Origin of the sequence: Mycobacterium sp. (genome assembly GCF_036273375.1) — a bacterium.
GTDB lineage: Bacteria > Actinomycetota > Actinomycetes > Mycobacteriales > Mycobacteriaceae > Mycobacterium.
Genome location: NZ_DASUHS010000059.1, coordinates 15,486 through 33,783 on the forward strand (window position 1 = coordinate 15,486; position 18,298 = coordinate 33,783).

General features: G+C 67.7%; 14 protein-coding genes. 1 reads left to right on the forward strand and 13 read right to left on the reverse strand.

Annotated elements, in window-relative coordinates; genetic code table 11:
* Window positions 1-19 precede the first annotated feature (19 nt).
* From VFW69_RS05415 to VFW69_RS05475, 13 genes are all read right to left on the reverse strand, one after another.
* A complete protein-coding gene (locus tag VFW69_RS05415) occupies window positions 20-310 on the reverse strand; it encodes a WXG100 family type VII secretion target (protein ID WP_067128585.1) in 291 nt (96 codons plus the stop codon).
* Window positions 311-342: 32 nt separating this feature from the next.
* A complete protein-coding gene (gene esxG, locus VFW69_RS05420; protein ID WP_526498931.1) occupies window positions 343-636 on the reverse strand; it encodes a type VII secretion system protein EsxG in 294 nt (97 codons plus the stop codon).
* A 63-nt stretch (window positions 637-699) separates the two neighbouring features.
* Window positions 700-2,178, reverse strand: a complete 1,479-nt coding sequence (locus VFW69_RS05425) for a PPE family protein (RefSeq protein ID WP_526498933.1) — start codon at window positions 2,176-2,178, stop codon at window positions 700-702.
* Window positions 2,179-2,180: 2 nt separating this feature from the next.
* Window positions 2,181-2,489, reverse strand: a complete 309-nt coding sequence (locus tag VFW69_RS05430) for a PE domain-containing protein (RefSeq protein WP_526498935.1) — start codon at window positions 2,487-2,489, stop codon at window positions 2,181-2,183.
* 43 nt (window positions 2,490-2,532) lie between these two features.
* Complete coding sequence (gene eccCa, locus VFW69_RS05435) at window positions 2,533-6,525, reverse strand: type VII secretion protein EccCa (protein WP_526498937.1); 3,993 nt, start codon at window positions 6,523-6,525, stop codon at window positions 2,533-2,535.
* A complete protein-coding gene (gene eccB / locus VFW69_RS05440; RefSeq protein ID WP_526498939.1) occupies window positions 6,522-8,129 on the reverse strand; it encodes a type VII secretion protein EccB in 1,608 nt (535 codons plus the stop codon). The genes eccCa and eccB overlap by 4 nt, the downstream gene beginning before the upstream one ends.
* Window positions 8,126-9,967: a type VII secretion system ESX-3 AAA family ATPase EccA3 gene (gene eccA3, locus VFW69_RS05445; protein ID WP_526499064.1), complete on the reverse strand. Its 1,842-nt coding sequence runs from the start codon at window positions 9,965-9,967 to the stop codon at window positions 8,126-8,128. The genes eccB and eccA3 overlap by 4 nt, the downstream gene beginning before the upstream one ends.
* A gap of 420 nt (window positions 9,968-10,387) precedes the next feature.
* Window positions 10,388-11,863 (reverse strand): PPE family protein, encoded by a 1,476-nt coding sequence (locus VFW69_RS05450; protein WP_526498941.1) that lies wholly within the window; start codon window positions 11,861-11,863, stop codon window positions 10,388-10,390.
* 148 nt (window positions 11,864-12,011) lie between these two features.
* Window positions 12,012-12,917, reverse strand: a complete 906-nt coding sequence (locus VFW69_RS05455; RefSeq protein WP_526498943.1) for a class I SAM-dependent methyltransferase — start codon at window positions 12,915-12,917, stop codon at window positions 12,012-12,014.
* 221 nt (window positions 12,918-13,138) lie between these two features.
* Window positions 13,139-13,876 (reverse strand): TIGR03943 family putative permease subunit, encoded by a 738-nt coding sequence (locus VFW69_RS05460; protein WP_526498945.1) that lies wholly within the window; start codon window positions 13,874-13,876, stop codon window positions 13,139-13,141.
* On the reverse strand, window positions 13,876-14,841 hold the full coding sequence (locus VFW69_RS05465) for a permease (protein WP_526499066.1): 966 nt from the start codon (window positions 14,839-14,841) through the stop codon (window positions 13,876-13,878). Before VFW69_RS05465 ends, VFW69_RS05460 begins: the two co-directional genes overlap by 1 nt.
* 110 nt (window positions 14,842-14,951) lie before the next feature.
* Complete coding sequence (locus VFW69_RS05470; protein WP_526498947.1) at window positions 14,952-16,532, reverse strand: PPE family protein; 1,581 nt, start codon at window positions 16,530-16,532, stop codon at window positions 14,952-14,954.
* 93 nt (window positions 16,533-16,625) lie between these two features.
* On the reverse strand, window positions 16,626-17,534 hold the full coding sequence (locus VFW69_RS05475; protein WP_526498949.1) for an oxygenase MpaB family protein: 909 nt from the start codon (window positions 17,532-17,534) through the stop codon (window positions 16,626-16,628).
* Window positions 17,535-17,626: 92 nt separating this feature from the next.
* Here VFW69_RS05475 and VFW69_RS05480 point away from each other — a divergent pair, with 92 nt between their 5' ends.
* On the forward strand, window positions 17,627-18,274 hold the full coding sequence (locus VFW69_RS05480) for a TetR/AcrR family transcriptional regulator (RefSeq protein WP_526498951.1): 648 nt from the start codon (window positions 17,627-17,629) through the stop codon (window positions 18,272-18,274).
* Window positions 18,275-18,298: the final 24 nt, after the last annotated feature.

Genomic DNA, 18,298 nt, shown 5'->3' on the forward strand with positions numbered 1-18,298 from the left:
AGGTTCGTTCAGTCACGACCTAACCGCCCCATTTGGCGGCTTCGGCCTGGTCGCGGGCCAGCATGGACATGGTGTTCGCCTCGTGAGTGCTGGCCATCGACTGGTAGGCGCGCACCAGACTTTCCATCGCCTGGTTCCACTGGGCCTGCCACACCTGGTAGGTCATACCGGTGTCACCCTGCCAGGCGTTGGACAACGTGGCCTGCTCGCTGGCGATATCAGAACCGAGCCCCTGCATGGTGCCGGCGTAGCCCGACATGTCGGCGGCGTGATTCAACATCGCCGGGTAGTTGTACATGATCTGCGACATGACAAGTCCTTTCGCGGTTGCTAGCGGTGAGATCAGAAGGTGGTGTAACCGGACGCGGCGGCGGCATCCGCGGCCACGTAGGTTCCGGCGGCGTCCCCGAGGTTGGCCTGGGCGATGTCCAGCAGGGTGTTGACCCGCGCGGCGACCTCGACGAACCGCGCGTGCGCGGCCTGAAAGGCGGCCGAGGACTCGCCCTGGTGGAACGCCTGCGCCGACATCGCTTCCTGCTCGGCCTGGCTGATCGTGCTGCGCATCAACGCCGCCTTGGCGCTGAAGGCCGACTGTGCGGCTACCAACTGCGGAATGTGAGCGTCCAACATACTCATGTTGATTCCTTTCTATTGCGTCCGTTGGGGTTTCGGTAATTCACCGTCATCTGGCTGACTGCCTTAACCCCCTTTCCCGGGCTCGGTTGGGCTTTTACCGTTACCGGCTTCGTGCTCCCACGTGCCGGGCACCATTGGCATGCTTGGGCCACCGCCGAAGTCGTCCTCGGCCAGCTTGGTCAATCCGGCCGCCTGAAATGCTTTCTGTCGCTGCGTGGTTCCGGCGAACCCGAGTGCTCCAGCCCCCTGGGCGGACGCGACGGCCGCGGCCAGTTCCTCCTCGTCGCCGAAATCCGGGGGGACACCGAAATCGGAGTCCATGTCCGCGTACTCGTCCGCGTGGTCGTGTAGTGCGGCCCGCCGCCTGCGCCGCGCCCGCGACTCGGCCCGGCTCGCCGCCGCGGCGCCCGCCGCCGGGATGGTCGCCGCCGGAGCCTTGGCCCCGCCGCGGCCGCCCAACGTGGGTCCGACCCCGGCGTCCGGGTCACCGCCTACGGCCACCAGGTAGGCGAAGTTGCTCGCCGCGGCTGCCGGTGCCGGCGCGGCGGGCGCACCGGAACCCGTAGCAACCGTGGTGGCCGGGGCCCCGGCCGGAGTCGCCACCGTCGGGGCCAGCGCGACCGCCGGCAGCATGGACGGCTTGTTCGACGTCAGCACCGGGGCCACGACGGTGGGGGCAGCATCCGGTGCCACCTCGACGGGCGTGGTGAGCAGGGAACTGAGCCCGATGCCCAGCAGTATCGGCAAGAGGAACGGCACGGTCAGAATCGCCCCCCAGGTCGGCCAGCCGACGGCGTTGAAAAACACTTGGTAGGCAACAAAGAACAGCAACGGCCCGTTGGCCGCCAGCAGTGCCGGCAGATTCTGCAACATCTGCTGGATGTTCTGCAGGAAGTCCTGCAGGAATTTGGACAGCTGCTGGATGAAGTTCTGCAACCAATCCCCAGGGCTGTTCTGCGTGGCGTTGGCCGCGAGACTGTTGGTTTGGCCGCCGGGATTGACGATGGGAGGCGCCGCGGTGGTGCGCGGCGCCGCGGCCAGGGCCGAGCCCGACACGGCCTGGTAGGTGCCCATGGTGGTGGCCGCCTGGACCCACATCCGGGCGTAGTCGGCCTCGTTGACCGCGATCGGAATGGTGTTGATGCCAAAGAAGTTCGTTCCCACCAGCACCCCGTGCACGGTGTGATTGGTGGCCAGTTCCGCCAGCGTCGGCATGGCCGCCAACGCGGCGGTGTACGCCGTGGCGGCGACCTCTTGCTGCGCGGCGGCACCCGAGCTGTCGGCACTGGCCTGCTGCAGCCACGCCAGGTACGGCAGGTGGGCCGCCACATACTGCTCGGCGCTCGGTCCCTCCCATGCCCCGGCCTGAGCCTCCCCCAACAGCCCACTGAGTTCGGCTGCCGCCGAGGCGTATTGGGTGCTCAGCGACGTCCATGCGCCAGCGGCAGCCAACAGCGGCCCCGGCCCTGGACCGGCGCTGAGCAACGCCGAATGCACCTCGGGTGGCGAAGCCATCCAGATGGGTCCGAAAGGGGATGTCATTGTCAGGCGCCCGTGATTCCGAACGTCGCAGCGGCCGCGGTGTCGCCCGCGAGATAGCTTGCGCCGGCCTCCCCCACGCCGACGCCGGCGCGGCCCAGCTCTTCGACGCCCTGGGCCGCCATGGCGGAGTGCTCCTGGCCCTGAGCGCTGAATCCGATAGCCGTTTGCAGCGATACCGGGTCGACCGCCGGCGGCACCACCGCGGTAATCGCCGGTGCCGCCGCCGCGTGCGCGGCCGCCAGCCGTGCCGTCAGGGCCTCCACCGCGGCGCTGGTTGCGGCCAGACCTTCGGGAACCACTCGCAGGGTCATGGTTACTCCTTTCCTAGTCCTTCTCTACCGACTTGCGAAAACATCAGTGGGCGAAACCTTCGTTGGCGCCCTCTATCACCGACTCCCCGATCAACGGGTTGACCAACTGCACGTATGTCGGAGCGTCGCTGTCGCCCAACAGGATCGCCCGCCCGGCAGGCAACCGGCCGAATCGCTGACCGCGGATCTTGCCGCTGTCCTGCGGGTTGCCCGCCAGCATCAACGTGGTCGCCTGCAAGTCGTTGAACCGGCGCAGCAGCGGGTTGGTCATCAAGGCGTGCCCCGAACCGGTGGCACGTGCGGTGACGATCACCCGCAGCCCCAGATCGGCCGCCTGCGAAAGCAATCCGATCAACGGTGTCCACGGCCGCTGCCCGACGTAGGGGCCGCTCATCGCCGGCGAATCCGGTATCTGGTCGACGTCGTCGATGATCAGATAGTGGGTGTGGCCGGCGTAGCGCCAGTGGGCCAGCTCTCTGGGTGACACGCCGGCCGGCGGGCGCCGCGATTCGATGAGATTGGCCAGGCCCAGCATTGCCGGGGTGATCCGGTCGATGTTGGCGGTGTACTCGTTGTCGGCGAACAGCGGCTCGTCGACCAGGTGCAGCCGGCGATCCAGCACCGAGAAGGCCACCTCATCGGGCGTGGAGTGCTCGCGCACGGTGCGAATGACGTGGCGCAGCAGCGTAGTCTTTCCAGACTTGCTGTCGCCGAACACCATCAGCAGGGGGTTCTCGGCGAAGTTGACCACCACCGGCGCGAGATCTTCCTCGCGCTGGCCGATGACGACCTGCTCCGGCCCGCGATACAACGACCCGACCGACTCCGGTACGAGGTTGGTCGGCAGCAACCGCACCGGCGGTGCGGTCAGGCCCGGGTAGCGCGCATTGAGCGCGGCCACCTGGTCTAGTTCGGGGTCTGCGAACAGGAAATGCTCTGCGGCCATGGTCAATCCGCGTCCGGGCTGATCGTGCGGCACCGCTTCGGCGGGCCGACGCAGGGCGCCGAACACCCGCACATTGCTGTCGCGCGAATCGTGCAGCTTGAGTTCGAGCCGCAATCCGAGGCCGTCGCGCATGGCCAGCGGCACCTCCAGCCAGCTGGGGGTGGTGATGACGACGTGGATGCCATAGGCGAGGCCGATGTTGACCAGCTCGCTGACCCTGGCCAGCAACGGGTTTCGGGTGTTGAACTGGTCGGTGTTGTCCCGACCAAACGCGTAGAGGTTGTCGATGACCAGGAACACTTCTCCGAACCCGTCATCGGGGGCGGCACCGCGGGAGTCCCGGAACGCCTCTCGCCGCTGCCGCGACAGCAGCAGCTGTTCGAGTTCGCCGAAGGTGCGCCGGATGCGTTCGGGCTCCAGCGCCGATGCCACGCTGCCGACGTGCGCCAGGTCTTCGAGCGCCCGCAGCTTGCCGCCGCCGTAATCCAGGCAGTAGAAGGTGACCTCGCGCGGCGAGTGCAGGTTGGCCGCGGACAGGATGAACGTCTGCAGCGCGGTCGACTTGCCCGATTTCGGGCCGCCGTGGATGACCATGTTCCCAGCCGACGAGGCCGCGCCGAACACCAGTGGGTCGCGGCGCATCTCGAACGGCTTGTCGATCTCGCCGAGCGGCCACTGCCACTGCCGGGGCGGCACGCCGGCGCGGGCCAGCATGGCGGTCAACGGGATCGGCTCGTCCAGCGGCGGCAGCCACAACTGCGGCGCCCGCGGGCCGTAGCCGGCCAGCTGATCGCCGATGGTGGCGATCAGCTTGCGCGGTGGCCCAATCAATTCGTCTTCCTCCGGGGCGCTGATCACTGTGTCCTGATCCGGTTCGACCCGCCCGGCAGTAAAGAGCTTCGGCTCCGGGATAGAAGACACCACAAAGGATTTGGCCTTCACCGGTGGGTCGTAGATGCCGTCGACATAGGTGCTGCGGAACTTGATCGGCGTCGCACCGGGGGCGGGCACCAAGAAGCCCACGCCCTTGTGCTCCTTGCCGGATTCGATGTGGTAGGCATCCTCGACACCGATGATCTGACGAGACACGCTGGGGCTGGCCACCTTCAGACCGATGCGGTAGGAGGTGTTCTTGTCGATGTCCTTGATCTTGCCGACATCCAGCGTCTGCGACGCGAACAGGATGTGGATACGGAACGAGCGGCCTTTACGCGCAACATAATCGAACAACTCCGCGTATTCGGGGTGGTCGGCCAGCATCAAGGTGAACTCGTCGGCGACCACGAACAGCGTTGGGATGGGCGGCAGGTCGTTTCCGGCAGCGATGGCGGCCTCGTACTCCACCACCGAGTTGAACGCGCTGCCCTGCACCCGACGGCCGGCCTCACGCAGCAACGTCTCCCGGCGGGCCACCTCCCCGCGCAACGTGTCGGCGAATCGGTCGGCCAGCGACTTCTTCTCGGCCATGTTGGAGATGACGGCGACGACTTGCGGGAAATGGCGGAAGCTGTCGGCGCCGGCCTCACCCTTGAAGTCGGCGTAGATGACGATCAACCGATCCGCCGAATGAGTCGTCAACAGCGACAAAAGGATCGACATCAGGGTCTGGGACTTACCCGAGCCCGTCATACCGATCATCAGCCCGTGCGGGCCCATCCCGCCCTCGGCTTCGTCCTTGAGGTCGAACATCAACGGCTCACCGGTCGCGGTGACCCCGATCGGAACGCGCAACTCGTCTTCGCGGCGGCGCGGCGCCCACAGCGTGGGCACGTCCAGTTGGGAGGCATCCGGAATGCCCAGCATCGTGGTGAACGTGGCACCGCGGGTGGCCGCCGAGCGCAGCCCGGTGTGGGTTGGGTTGGAGTCCCAACGCGACAACTGGCGCGCCAGGTGCGCCACGGCGTCGGCACCCAATTGGTCGGCGTAGTCGATATAGGGCTGCCAACCACCGGTCTGCCAGCGCTCGATGGTGCCGGAACGGCTACCCCCGCCGTCCCCCCCGCTGACGCGCAGGATCGGCTTTTCCGGATCCGAATACTGCTCACGGTTCGGCGCCGTGGCGCTGCGGTGCACGACGGTGACGCCTTCCCGGCCCAGCGCCAGCGTCGACGCGCTCAGGTCGTAGTCGGGGTCGTCGATGACGATCAGCAGGTGGCGCAGCGCATCGGCGGGCTCACCGGTGAACGCCGGGCGGTCAACGAGGGCCGAACCCAGGCTCGCGACCAAGTCGTCGGCGTTGGTGAACATGAAGCGGGCGGGACCGACGCCGTCGACCTCACCGGGAACATCGATGTGCGGCAACCACTTCAGCCAGGACCAGTCCGGGCTCTCCAGATTCGGGGTGACCAGCGCTACCCCGAGCACGGTCGGGTCATGCCAGGTCACCGCCTGAGCCATCCAGGCGCGCAGCGCGGCCCGCACCTTGTCTTCCGCGCCCAGCACGGTGATCCGGGAGACTTTGGCCAGGTCGATTCCGGTCGGCACATCGCGCACGGTGCGATGGGTGTCGAGCAGGCTGCGTAATGCGCTGTGCGACACCGGCTCCAGGTCGATTTCGGCCGCGGTGTCGTTGACCCGCAACGCGGTGGCCAGTGGTACGTGATGGCGGCCGGCCCGCAGCACCAGGAAGTCGGGATCGTGAGGGTCGCGCTCCCATTGGCGGCGGGACCCCGGCACGGCCGCCAGCGCGGCCGGCTCCGGGTGGGACCACTGCGCGGCGGCGCGCTGCGCGGTGGCCTGGGTGCGGATGTTATCCCGGACCACCGAGAGGTAGCGCAGGTAGTCGGCGCGTTCGGCGTCGACCTCCTCGGTGCGGGTCTTGTTGTCGTTGCCCCGATACATCGCGGTCGCGGCGAGCAATAGCACGAACGGGAAGAACAACGTCTGCGGCGAGATCAACCGCATCCCGGTGGCGAACAGGGCGACGACCATGCCGACGATCAGGATCACCAGCACATAGGGCATCGCCCGGCGCAGGAACGACGGCGGAATCACCCGGGGCAACTCGGGCGGCGCCTCGATGGCGATGGTGCCCTTGCGGGTCACCGGCGGCGCCAGCCGGCGGCGCGCTTCGAAAATCAGTCGGCTCATCGGGGGGCTCCCTCGGCAGATGCCACACGACCGGGCTTCTGATCGGGTGTCAGCCCGTCATGTGCCAGCAGCGCGTCGGCGCGCGATAACGTCGGACCATTGGCGAACAGCGACAGCACCGACCACGGGACGGGGACCGGCGACCCGCCAAGGCCCAGCGCCTCAACCGTTTTGCCGTGCCCGGCGGCCGAGTGCTCGGCCTCGTTGTCGATGCCGTAGCGGACACCGGTGTCAGAGACCCAGAACAACGACCCGGTGCCCGGTGAGTCCGGGCCGCCGCCGACGGTCTGGGTGAAGTAGCCGCTGCCCGGCGCTAAGGCGACGCGGGTGGCGGTTGTCGCCGCGCCGCCGCCCACCAGGTCGACGGTGCGGATCGATTCGGCAATCGGCAGCGCGGAGCCGGACATCAGGTTCAGCGAGCTGGTCGCGGCCCCGGCCGGCTTGCTCCAATAGGCGCATGTGACAGGGGATTTGGCGGCGTCGACCAGGCTGACCTGTTGATCCGGATACCGCGCGGTGTCCAGCATCCGCGACACGGGCAGCTTGGCCACCGCGTCGGCACCGAGCCGCGGCGGTTGGTCCAGCCCATAGGAATTGGTGTTGCGCAGGACCGCGGCGAGCACCGGCGAGATCTGCTGCAGGCCATCGGGCATGACCGCGTAGTAGCGCGGCGCGCCCGAGGAGCTCTGATCCAGGGCGTAGGAGACCACCACGGCGCCGATCGGTGCGGGCACGCTGAACGGCGCCGGGGCACCGCCGTTCGGGATGCCCGGCGCCGTCAGCGGCGGTCCCTCGGGTATCGCGTTGAACAGGCCCAGCGCGATGGGCCGGGGCGCGGGCACCTCGGAGTTGTTCTGCCCCAAGCCAAGTGCGTTCGTGATCGCGTGGTCGGTCAGGTTGATCTGCGAACGCCTGCCGTCCCACAGCAACCATGTGCTGCCGTCCCTGTCGACGAGGATCGCCTGCCGGGACGGGAGCGTCGCCGCGCGCGCACCGCTGCTGTCCGGCCGGCCCGCGATCACCGTGACCCCGGCGCTGTGGGCGGCATGCCCACCTTGGGCCGGCTCACTGACCGAGTCGCACACCGTCCAGTTCGCGTCGTGCGAGGGGTTTTGCACCATGCGCTCCGGCGCGCCCGGGATGCCGATCAGGTTGCCGCGCGGAAAGCGGTCCAGCTCACTGCTTTTCACCATGGTGGGATCGACCGCATGGCCGGTGATCAGCCGGGCGGAGGTCAAGTTGAGCACCGGATGCAGGTCGTCGCCGACTCGGACATACAGCGCGGCGCTCGACCGGTCGGCCAGTACGGCGTTGGTGCCCACCGTGCCGCTGGGCCGGATCAGGGAGAACACGAAGCAACCCGCCAAGCCGGTGACCAGAAGGACCGCCCCCATGGCCACCGCGCGCGACTGCGTGCGCAGCGGGTCGACCAGCATCCTGGTGTCGTGCAGGGCGATACCGGAGGCGATCCGGCGCATCACGAACCGCCAGCCAGTGACTTGGTGGCGGGTGACGAAACCGCGGCGATACTCGACTTGGTCGGGGTTGTCGTTGACGGGCGTGCGAGAGGTGAACGACCGGCGTTCGTCGGACTCGTTGCTCATGCCGGCACCGACAGGCCAAGGCCGCGCAGCAGCGGCTCTACCGACCGTTCGACGTCGTCGTCGGTGATCGTCATCAACTCCTCGTCACTGAATTCGCCGGTGCCTGCGTGTTCCGAGTGGTCGAGCCGGAACTCTCGTTCTTCTTCGGAGCGTTCGACGATGTTTCGGACGAATCGACCGTTACCGGCGATGTCCAGGTTGCGTCGCGAGATTCCGTTGGCATCCGGAGTCGACTCGGATGCCAGCTTGGTGAACAACGCTTCCATGTGTTCGAGCGCGGACTGTTCGAAGATGCTGTCGCGCTGTTCGGCCATGGTGTTCGCGATCTCGACCAGCTCCGACGGTGCATAGGAAGGGAAGTCGATGTTGCGGGTGAATCGAGAACGCAAGCCCTCGTTGGTATCCAGGAACTTGTCCAGGTCGGCGCGGTATCCGGCAATGATGACCACCAGGCGGTCGCGGTCGTTCTCCATCCGCGCCAGCAGGGTATCGATGGCCACCAGTCCGAAGTCGTTCTTGGCGCCGGTGGCAACCAGCGCGTAGGCCTCGTCGAGGAACAGCACGCCGTCGAGCGCGCTGTCGATGATCGCGTTCGTCTTGGCCTCGGTCTCACCGATGTGCTGGCCGATGAGGTCGGCGCGGTGCACCTCTCGAATGTTTTCCCGCTTCAAAAGCCCAAGGCCACAATAGATCTTGGCAACCACGCGGGCGATGGTGGTCTTACCGGTTCCGGGCGGGCCGGCGAAAACCAGGTGGTGGGCGCGCTGCGCGACCGCGAGGCCACGCTGCTTGCGGACCAGTTCCATGGCGACCGAACTCTTCAGCCGCGATACCTGGTTCTTGACCTCATCGAGCCCGATGAATTCGGCGAGCTGACGCTCGGCCTCGTGCAGCAGCACGGCTTTGCGTTCATGCGCTGCGGGGTCGACGAAATTCTCGGCGCTGGGCTCGGTTTCGCGGTCCCACGGATCGGTACGGGCGTCGATGCGGGCCGCCGTGGTGGTCACAATGCCGAAACTGGTGTCGGTCAGCGCCTGTTCGACTTGCTCGTTCTCGGGATGCGCGGCGTACAGATCCTGCAGCACCTCGCTCGCCGAGTCCTCGTCCACATGCGCGCGCAGCACCAGCGCCTTGGCCAGCGCGCCGTCGACGGCGGCCACCGCGACGGGACCGTCGGGCTCCTCCAGATACGACAGCGACGGGGCGAACATGCCCAGCCGGGCCAACGCGGTGCCCAGGGCGATCTTGGCGGCGTGCGAGAACGCCTCATCGAGATCCGCGTCGTTGACGATCGGGGTCAGCAGCTTGACGACGTCCGACCAGCGCTCGGCGCGGTAGTTGATGACGACGGACACCCAGCGGGCCTCGCGCCAGTTTGGGCGGCCGGCGGTGAGGCCGGCGACGATCTCGTCGGCGTCAGCAAATCGTCCCGCCGTTGCCAGGGAGGCCGCGTAGGCGAGATGGAAGTCGTCGGGCGTCGTGGCGCGAAACTGCAGATACAGTCCGGTGTCGTAGCGGAAGCCCAGCGAGCCGGGCGCCAGATGGACCTGGCGCTGCAGCGTGCCCACGGTGGCGACGTTGCGCGATACCGCCTCGAGCACCCGCAGGGACACATCGCCGGCAGCCGCCAGGCCCGTCCACGCGTCGCACTGGTCATGGGCGATGCGGGTCAGCCCGGTGAAGCCGGAGCGCGCGGCGGCCAGATCGGCAGGACGCTGGCGTTCGTAGACGACGATTCCCAGCGCGCGGCAGCATGTGGCGAACCGGCTGACGACGTCCTCGTCAACCCGCGAATTAACCGGCTGAGCTGTGAGCATGCCGGTGTCACCGAGTTCCACGGCCACGTCTTTTCATGTATGTAGTCTCCCCTAACCTAACCCGCCTGAAGTTAGCATTGCATAAGCTAACTGTCGAGGCGTTTGGGTCCGTCCGACTCACCACTGCACTGTCCTTCTTTTACCGCTGTTGAGGATGTTTCCGGGGCGGATTCCCCGCATTTTCGGCATACTCACAGCCGCACGTTGGGCGGTCCCACAGCAAGGGTTTACCTTAATGAAAACCATTTTCATTATCAACTCGGCTCGCGCACCCCGGAGCGTCCGCCAACGGCCGAGCGGATCAGGGATGACACCGTCCGCAGCGGCGCGGTCATAGCAACGACTCCTTGACGATCGGGTGAGCTCGACGACCGCCCCGACCGGTCGCCGCGGAACGATCACGCAGCCAGTAGTCGGCTGGCAGGCCGAAAAAGTTCCCCGTTAATCGCCGTCCCAGTTGCCCGGCAACATCGGCGCCGAGGGTCCGTTTCCGAACTCGTCGCCGGCCAGCGTCGTCAGCCCGGTCGCCTCGGCGTTACCCACCGGCGCCGTTCCGGCAAAACCCAGTGACCCCGCGCCGCGATCCGATGCCACCGACGAGCCCGGATCGGGTATCGGCCCATCATCCGGTTCCAAATCCACGTACTCGTAGCCGCGGTAGTGATCCTTCATCGTCTCCCGACGTTGCCGCCGCGCCCGCTGTCTGTCGGACGCCGATGCCGCGGCCGGTGCGGCCGCCGGGGCGGAACGCGGCTCGGACGCCTTGCGCTGTGCGCCGCTGCCCATGCCTGAGTCGGTGCCGATACCGGGCCCACCGACCAGGTAGGGGAAGGCGACCGCCTCGCCGCCGGTCACGGGCGGCGGCGGTGGCGCTGCGGTGGCAGGGGCAGCGGCCGGCGCGGGCGACGGGGCCGACGTCGGGGTAGAAGGCGGCGCCGGCGCCGCGGCCGGGGCGGCGCTCACGACGACCGGAGCGCTGCTGACGGCCGGCGCACTGGGTGCCGGGGCCACCGGTTCCGGCGCGGCGACGGGAGCCAGGGCTGGGGCTGGCTGGATCCCGGCCACCAGACTCAAGCCTGCTACGCCCCCCGCAAATGCACCCGGCACGATGAGCGGAATGGCCGCGAGCTGGGGAAAAGTCTGAAGGGCCTCCCCGAGGTGGGTGAACTCGTCTGCAATGAGTCCGGCCGGGCCGAAAATATCTTCAAGCAAATCCTCTAATGCGTCGGCCGGGTCCTCAGGAAATTCCGCCAAATCTTTTCCTATGGTCTGGAAAATTTCGAGGAAGCGGTTTACCCACCAGCTCAGCTGCGTCGGGTCGCCGCCGTCATTGTCGACGATGCCGGTGTCGTCGTCGTCTTCCCCGCTGCTGTCGCTGGCGTTCACGATCATTGGTGCCGGATCGGTCTGCGGCGCCGATGCCACCGCCGCGGCCGAGACCGCCTGATAGGTCGTCATCGTGGTGGCCGCCTGGACCCACATCCGCGCGTAATCCGCCTCATTGAGTGTGATCGGAATCGTGTTGACGCCGAAGAAATTTGTCGCCACCAGCACGCCATGGACGGCGTGGTTGGCGGCCAATTCCGGCAGCGTCGGCATGGCGGCCAGCGCCGCGGTGTAGGCCGTGGCCGCGGTCTCGTGCCTGGCCGCGGCAACCGCACTGTTGGCGCCGGCCCGCATCAACCACGCCAGATAGGGCACGTGGGCGGTCGCGTATCGCTCGGCGGTGGGGCCCTCCCACGCTCCGGCCTGCACCGCGGCCAGGGTCGCGGAAAGCTCGTCGGCCGCCGACGCGTAGGTAGTGCTCAGCGAGCTCCAAGCGGCCGCGGCGGCCAGCAGGCCGGCCGGCCCAGGACCACTGCTCAGCTGCGCCGAATGAACCTCCGGCGGCAACGCCATCCACACCGGTGCGGTCATCCTCCGGACTCCTCGCCGGCTGAAACCGACGCCGCCCGGGCTGTGAGGCGGCGCATCGATCAGCCCGTTAGTAGTCGCAGGGCGGCGCGCGAAAGTTCCGGCGCGAGGTCAACTCATCGAAAACTCATGAAAACCCGACCGCGGCGAGTCAGGACTTGACGGCGCTCACCAGGGTGTTGCGCGCGATCATCGGGCCGGCCTCTGTTTCCGGTCCGGGCACCGGACGGCCGACCTGCCGAAGGTAGTCGGCCAACGGAGTGCCGACCGCATTCCAGCCGTGCTTGCCGAACCACTCGGTGGCCGGCGCATGCCGCTCGTTGTAGACCAGCTGGAAGAACACCCGCCCGTCGCCCTGCGCGGTGGCCGCGCGTTCTTCTGATACTGCGGCTTCGAAGTCCTCGGGCTTCATCGGGGCGCCGTCCTCGACGGCGACGTGGCTGCCGTGGCCGGCCAGGCCGTCGATGCCGGTAAACAGCTGCTCCTCGGCCGTGGCCGGGAGGTAGATCAACAGGCCCTCGGCGATCCATGCCGACGGCTTGTCGGGGTCAAACCCGCTGTCGCGCAGGGCTTGCGGCCAGTCTTCGCGCAGGTCGATGGCGATCTCACGACGCTCGGCACGCGGCTGGGCGCCGGCGCCGGTGAGCACCTCTCGCTTGAAGTCGAGCACTTGCGGCTGGTCGAGCTCGAAGATCGTCGTTGCGGCCGGCCAGTCCAAGCGGTAGGCGCGCGAGTCCAGGCCCGCCGCCAGGACGACCACCTGACGCACCCCCGTGTCCGCAGCACGACGGAAATATTCGTCGAAAAACTTGGTGCGGGCACCCTGGAAGGTGACGAAATTCTCGCCGAAGTCGGCCGTCTTGAGCTGGTGGTCGGGTTCCTTGCCGTCGAGGACGTCCGCCCACGAGCCGCCCACGGCGCGGCAGAAGACTTCCGCGTATGGATCCACGGCCAACGGGTCGGGCTTTTGCGCCTCCAATGCCCGCGCTGCTGCCACGAACAACGCGGTCGAACCCACGCTCGTGGTGATGTCCCAGGTATCGCCTTCGCTACGCACCCAACCCACAGTACGCCGCGCCACCGACACACCTCTTCCGGTGGCGCGCAACGGTAATGACGACAAGGTGGATAAGTGCCGGCACCTGCGGCGTTTGCCACTCGGTGCCGCGCAAACGGGCGCGAGTCGATCGGGTCACGAACATCCCGCAGCCGGGCCGCGTTGTCGGCGGCTTCTGGATGGTCCCCGCACTCATGCCGGTCGTCGAACGGTTCGTCCTGTCAACGCGGGTAGGCATAGGGGTTGGGCGGCGCGTCGATGCGGGTGACCGCGGTGGCCTGCAGTATCGGAATCGCCGGCGAATTCGGTTGTCGCGGTGCGGGTATGACCTGGCCCTGAACCCGAAGCCAGGTGTTGTCCGGCAGGCCGGCCGCACCCCCGGCGGCCGGACCGCGCAGGTGGATGCGGGCCAGCTGGGCGTCGGCCGCACAGCAGATGATGACGATGCGACCGAGGTCGACGCCCTGCGCCTCGTCGAGTACGAAGCCGGTCACGGTGATCGACCGGTTCGTCAATGATCCGGATGAGTCGTGCGCTTCGCGCATCAGCACCTCGGGGAGCGAGACCTCCGGTGCCGTTCCGGGTGGCAGCGGTGGAAAGGCTTTGTTCAGAACATCATTGGATACCGACGTCACCGACGGGGCGGCGGCCGAGGGACGCAGCGCCGGTGGCGCCACGAACATCAGCACCAGGACCGCGACCACCAGCAACCAGGCGATGCCGGGCCGATGGGAATGCTCGTGGCCGTGGTCATCGGCCGCATCACTGGTCCGGGGTCCGCCGCGACGAATGTCACCGATGATCGCCACCAGCGCCAAACCGATGAGTACCACCGCTGATACGGCCAGCCACGGCAACAGCCCGGGTTTGACGTAGCGGGTGAACACACCCGACCCGGTGATCATCGCGATGCTGATGCCCACCAGGAGCAACACGGTGTTCTCGGCTTCGCGGCTCATTACCGGGCCCCCAGGACGAAAAGCCCGATCGCGCAGGCACTCGCGGTGGCCACCAGGAAAGTGCAGGGCGCAAAGCGTGCGGCGAACGCCCGGCCGAACATACCCGCCTGCATGGCGAACAACTTGACATCGACGGCCGGCCCGACGACCAGAAATACGAGCCGGGGCAACAACGGCACCATCGTCATGCTGGCGGCCACGAACGCGTCGGCCTCCGAACACAACGCGAGCACCACCGCCAGGGCCGCCATCAGCGCGACCCCGAGCACCAGGTCGGTCGCCAAATGCGTAAATACCCACTGCGGCACCGCGACATGAAGCACTGCCGCCGCGGCCGCGCCGAGCACCAAATACGATGCGGCCTGCAAGAAGTCGTGACGGGCTGCCTCGGTGAAGGCCACCCAACGCGATTCGGCCTGGGTTCCCGCGGCGGGCAGCCGGCGGGTGATCCATTCCGCACGGCCCCACCGCGACCACGCCCAGCCCATGACGACCGCGGTCAGCAGCGACGCCCCCATGCGGGCGAAGACCATCCGGGGCTCGCCCGGAAACGCTACCGCCGTGGCGACCAGGACGACCGGGTTGATCGCCGGGGCGGCCAGCATGAACGTCAACGCGGCGGCTCCGGTCGCCCCGCCTGCGCCGAACAGCCGCCGCGCCAACGGAACTGACCCACACTCACACCCCGGTAGCGCGACGCCACCGACGCCGGCCGCCACCACCGCCAACGCCGGCCGCCGTGGCAACCAACTCGCCAACCGCTGCGGCGACACGAACACCGCGATCAGTCCGCTGACCACGACCCCGAGCACCAGGAACGGAATCGCCTGCACGAAGACTCCGCAGAACACGGTGCCCACCGTCGACAGCGCCGCGCTGTTGAAGACCGCGTTGCGCAGGGTCGTCGCGGCCAACGCGCAGGCCAACAGAAGGGCCACCAGCACTTCCATCGACCCGACGCGCATCCTGCGCCCGGACCTCAGCGTCTGCACCGCGTCATTATCTCAGCGCGCACCAGCTCGGAATTTCGGGACCATTCGACGAGGTCGCAACGGCCAACCGGTCGTCCCAGATGTTAGTTGTCAACTTCATCGCCGCGCGGCGACCGATCGCCGGAGCCGTCCGGGCTCCAGGTACCCGGCATCATCGGCAACGTTGGGCCGCCGCCGAACTCATTACCGGCCAGGGTGGTCAACCCGGCCGCCGCGGCGGCCGCATCCCGGCGGGCGGTCCCGGCGAACCCCAATGTGCCCGCGCCCCGGTCCGACGCCAGCGAGGCGTCCCAGTCGGGGTCGACATCGACGTTCATATCCATGAACTCGGGTCCGGGCTGTGTCGCGCGCCGGCGCCGGCGCGCGCGGGTGGCTCCTCGCGCGGTAGCGTCCGCCGCCGCCGCGGCGCTATCCGGTTCCGGTGCTTTCCTTTTCGCGCTGGAGCTGGCGCCCGCGCTCATGCCCGAGCCCGTGCCCATCCCCGGGGGGCCGATGACGTAGGGAGGGAAGAACCCCGGCCCGGGGGCAGCCGGAGCCGGCGGTCCCGGTGGCGCGCTGGTCACGGTGCTCGTTGTGGGGGTGGGCGCGGGCGCCGGTGCCGAGACAGGTGCCGCGGCCGGTGCGACGGGGCTCGGGGCCGTGGCGACGACGGGCAAGGCGGGGGGCGACGGTGCGGGGACCGGCACGGGCGCCGGGACGACCGCGGGGAGGGGCGCGCCCGCCAAGCCGGCCAACGCGGTGAAGCCGCCGATGGCGCCGAAGGGAGCGGCCGCGAGGAGGAGCGCGGGCGCCAACAACTCCGGCATGCTGGTGAAGATCTCGAGGATGTGTGTCGGCCAGTCGAACAGCGCGAGCTGGACCAGATACTGGAAGGCCAATGCCGGGTTGTGCACCAGGTAATAGCCGAACTGCTCGAAATCCTCCAGCAGTTCCAGGGCGCGCACCACCCAGAAGATGGGTTGCCCGGCGTTGGTGTAGGCGTCGTAATCCAGCCCGTTCACCGTGCCCTGGGCGGGGTCCCAGTTGATCCCGAAGTTTTTCAGGATCTTCGCGATGAAGTCGTTGAGCGGATTGTCAATTGTCGGGTCGTGGGCCGGATCTGATGAATCATCGCCTGAGGCGTCGGATTTCACGATGGGTGGGGCCGGATCGGGTTGCGGTGTCGACGCGACGGCCGCGGTGGACACCGCTTGATAGGTGGACATGGTGGTGGCCGCCTGAGTCCACATTCGCGCATAGTCGGCCTCGTTGACCGCGATGGGAACCGTGTTGACTCCGAAGAAATTCGTCGCCACCAGGGCCCCGTGCACGATGTGGTTGGTAGCCAGTTCCGGCAGTGTGGGCATGGCGGTCAAGGCTGCGGTGTAGGCCGCCGCAGCCACCTCGTGTTGACTGGCGGCCGTGGCGCTGTCGGCGCTCGATTTCGTCAACCAGGCCAGGTACGGTGCGTGCGCGACCGCGTAGGACTCGCTCGTGGGTCCCTGCCATGCCCCGGCCTGGACTCCCGCCAGCCATGTGCTCAATTCCTCCGCGGCAGAGGCATATTCGGCGCTCAGTTGCGACCAGGCACCGGCCGCGGCCAGCAATGGCCCGGGTCCGGGGCCGCTGCTGAGCAGCGCGGAATGCAGTTCGGGCGGCGAGGCCATCCAAATTGGCGCCGTCATAGGCACTCCTCAGGCTGGAAGGGTTACCAGACTGAGGAGCCTAATGAATGTGATTATCGTTTTCAACTGATGCGGACCACCCCTCCCACAGCACTACACGAGCGGACGGCCCTTTTTGATCCTGCGGTCCACATCGTGCAGCAAGACGTTGAAGGGAAACTGCCGGACGAACCGCGGTAGATACCGGTTTACCGTCGCCAGTACGGCGATCAGCCTGTCGAAGCGGCGTTGCTTGGTTGCGTCCCAGGGCAGCCGCATCTCGTCACGGAACCGCTGCGGCAAGAAGCCCGTGGTGATCAGCAGCGCGAAGTTGTCGGAGAGGCGCTGCAGCCGACGCGGCAGTGTCACGCCCCGAATGCGGTTGGCCGCAATGGGAAACAGGTATTCACGCACGGCGTCGTCGATGTGCACCTTGGCCAGCGACTCTTCCCAGTACTGGTCGAACGCCGCACGGTCGGGGGGCCACATCTCCGGCGGCACCTGCAAAGTGGTGGCCAGTGTCATGCCCTCGCGATAGTGACGGTCGGCATCCTCGCCATCGAGTTCACCGATGAACATGCGGTAGATGTCGACGCCGCCCTTGTACAGACAGGCCCCCACCCACAACTGCAACGTGGGATCGAAGGCGTTGTAGGACACCGGGCTTTCCGCGGTCGAGTACACCTGTGCGTGGGCACGATTCACGGCCCGGCGGAACGCGTCCTTCTGGGCATCGCTGCCGTTGGTCGCCACGGCCAGGTAGGTGAAGGTCGTGCGGGCGCGCTTGATGGGATGCAAGTCGACCCGACCGCTTTCGACGCGGCTCTCCATCACGCCGTATCCGACGCCAGGCTGCGCCAATTGCATGATCACGTTCGCCGCGCCGGCCAGCAGTGCCACACCCATCAAGCCTTCGTCGACACCCATCGTCCGCCCCTGCCTGCGCCGCTGCGCGCGGGGCGGGTCGGTGACTCTGCGCTCGACGTGCCCAACCGACTGGTGCACCGGCTCGTGAATCGCCATCGTCAGGTCCTCCCGCAGCGCAGGTTCGCTAATGTGCGAACGCTTGTTTCCTGATTTTGTCGTGGCCGGGCGTTAGTGTCAAGATGGTTTTCATGAGCGAGAGCGCACGGCCGTATCGCGGGGTCGAGGCCGCCCAGCGCCTGGCCACCCGCCGTAACCGGCTGCTCGCCGCGGGCCTGGACCTGCTTGGGGCGGAGCGGCAGAACATCTCGGCGGTCACCGTCCGCGGCGTGTGCCGCAGCGCCGGCCTGGCCGCCAGGTATTTCTACGAGAGTTTCGCCGATAAGGACGAGTTCGTGGCCCGCGTGTTCGACTGGGTTGTCGCCGAGCTGGCCGCGACCACCCAGGCGGCGGTCGCCGCGGTGCCGGCCGACGAGCAAACCCGCGCCGGCATGGCCAACATCGTGCGCACTATCACCGAAGACCCCCGCGTGGGACGGCTGCTGTTCAGCACGCAGCTGGCCGATCCGGTGATCGTGCGCAAACGCGCCGAGTCCAGCGCGCTGTTCGCCATGCTGTCCGGTCAGCACGTCGGCCGGGCGCTACAGGTCCCGGCGAACGAACGCATCAAGGCCGCCGCGCATTTCGTGGTCGGCGGCGTCGGACAAACCATCAGCGCCTGGCTGGCCGGTGACGTCCAACTCGAACCGGACCAGCTCGTCGATCAGCTGGCGGCGCTGCTCGACGAGCTCGCCGAGCCAAACCTGTACCGCCTCATCGAAACACGTGCGGACGCCTAGCGCCCACCACGAGCTCACACTGGG

Excerpts from the sequence above, each read along its gene's own strand:
- VFW69_RS05480 (WP_526498951.1), top strand. The coding sequence starts at position 17,627 with ATGAGCGAGAGCGCACGGCCGTATCGCGGGGTCGAGGCCGCCCAGCGC.
- VFW69_RS05475 (WP_526498949.1), bottom strand. The coding sequence starts at position 17,534 with ATGGCGATTCACGAGCCGGTGCACCAGTCGGTTGGGCACGTCGAGCGC.
- VFW69_RS05430 (WP_526498935.1), bottom strand. The coding sequence starts at position 2,489 with ATGACCCTGCGAGTGGTTCCCGAAGGTCTGGCCGCAACCAGCGCCGCG.
- VFW69_RS05460 (WP_526498945.1), bottom strand. The coding sequence starts at position 13,876 with ATGAGCCGCGAAGCCGAGAACACCGTGTTGCTCCTGGTGGGCATCAGC.
- VFW69_RS05425 (WP_526498933.1), bottom strand. The coding sequence starts at position 2,178 with ATGACATCCCCTTTCGGACCCATCTGGATGGCTTCGCCACCCGAGGTG.
- VFW69_RS05415 (WP_067128585.1), bottom strand. The coding sequence starts at position 310 with ATGTCGCAGATCATGTACAACTACCCGGCGATGTTGAATCACGCCGCC.
- esxG (WP_526498931.1), bottom strand. The coding sequence starts at position 636 with ATGAGTATGTTGGACGCTCACATTCCGCAGTTGGTAGCCGCACAGTCG.
- eccCa (WP_526498937.1), bottom strand. The coding sequence starts at position 6,525 with ATGAGCCGACTGATTTTCGAAGCGCGCCGCCGGCTGGCGCCGCCGGTG.
- VFW69_RS05465 (WP_526499066.1), bottom strand. The coding sequence starts at position 14,841 with ATGCGCGTCGGGTCGATGGAAGTGCTGGTGGCCCTTCTGTTGGCCTGC.
- VFW69_RS05450 (WP_526498941.1), bottom strand. The coding sequence starts at position 11,863 with ATGACCGCACCGGTGTGGATGGCGTTGCCGCCGGAGGTTCATTCGGCG.
- VFW69_RS05470 (WP_526498947.1), bottom strand. The coding sequence starts at position 16,532 with ATGACGGCGCCAATTTGGATGGCCTCGCCGCCCGAACTGCATTCCGCG.
- eccB (WP_526498939.1), bottom strand. The coding sequence starts at position 8,129 with ATGAGCAACGAGTCCGACGAACGCCGGTCGTTCACCTCTCGCACGCCC.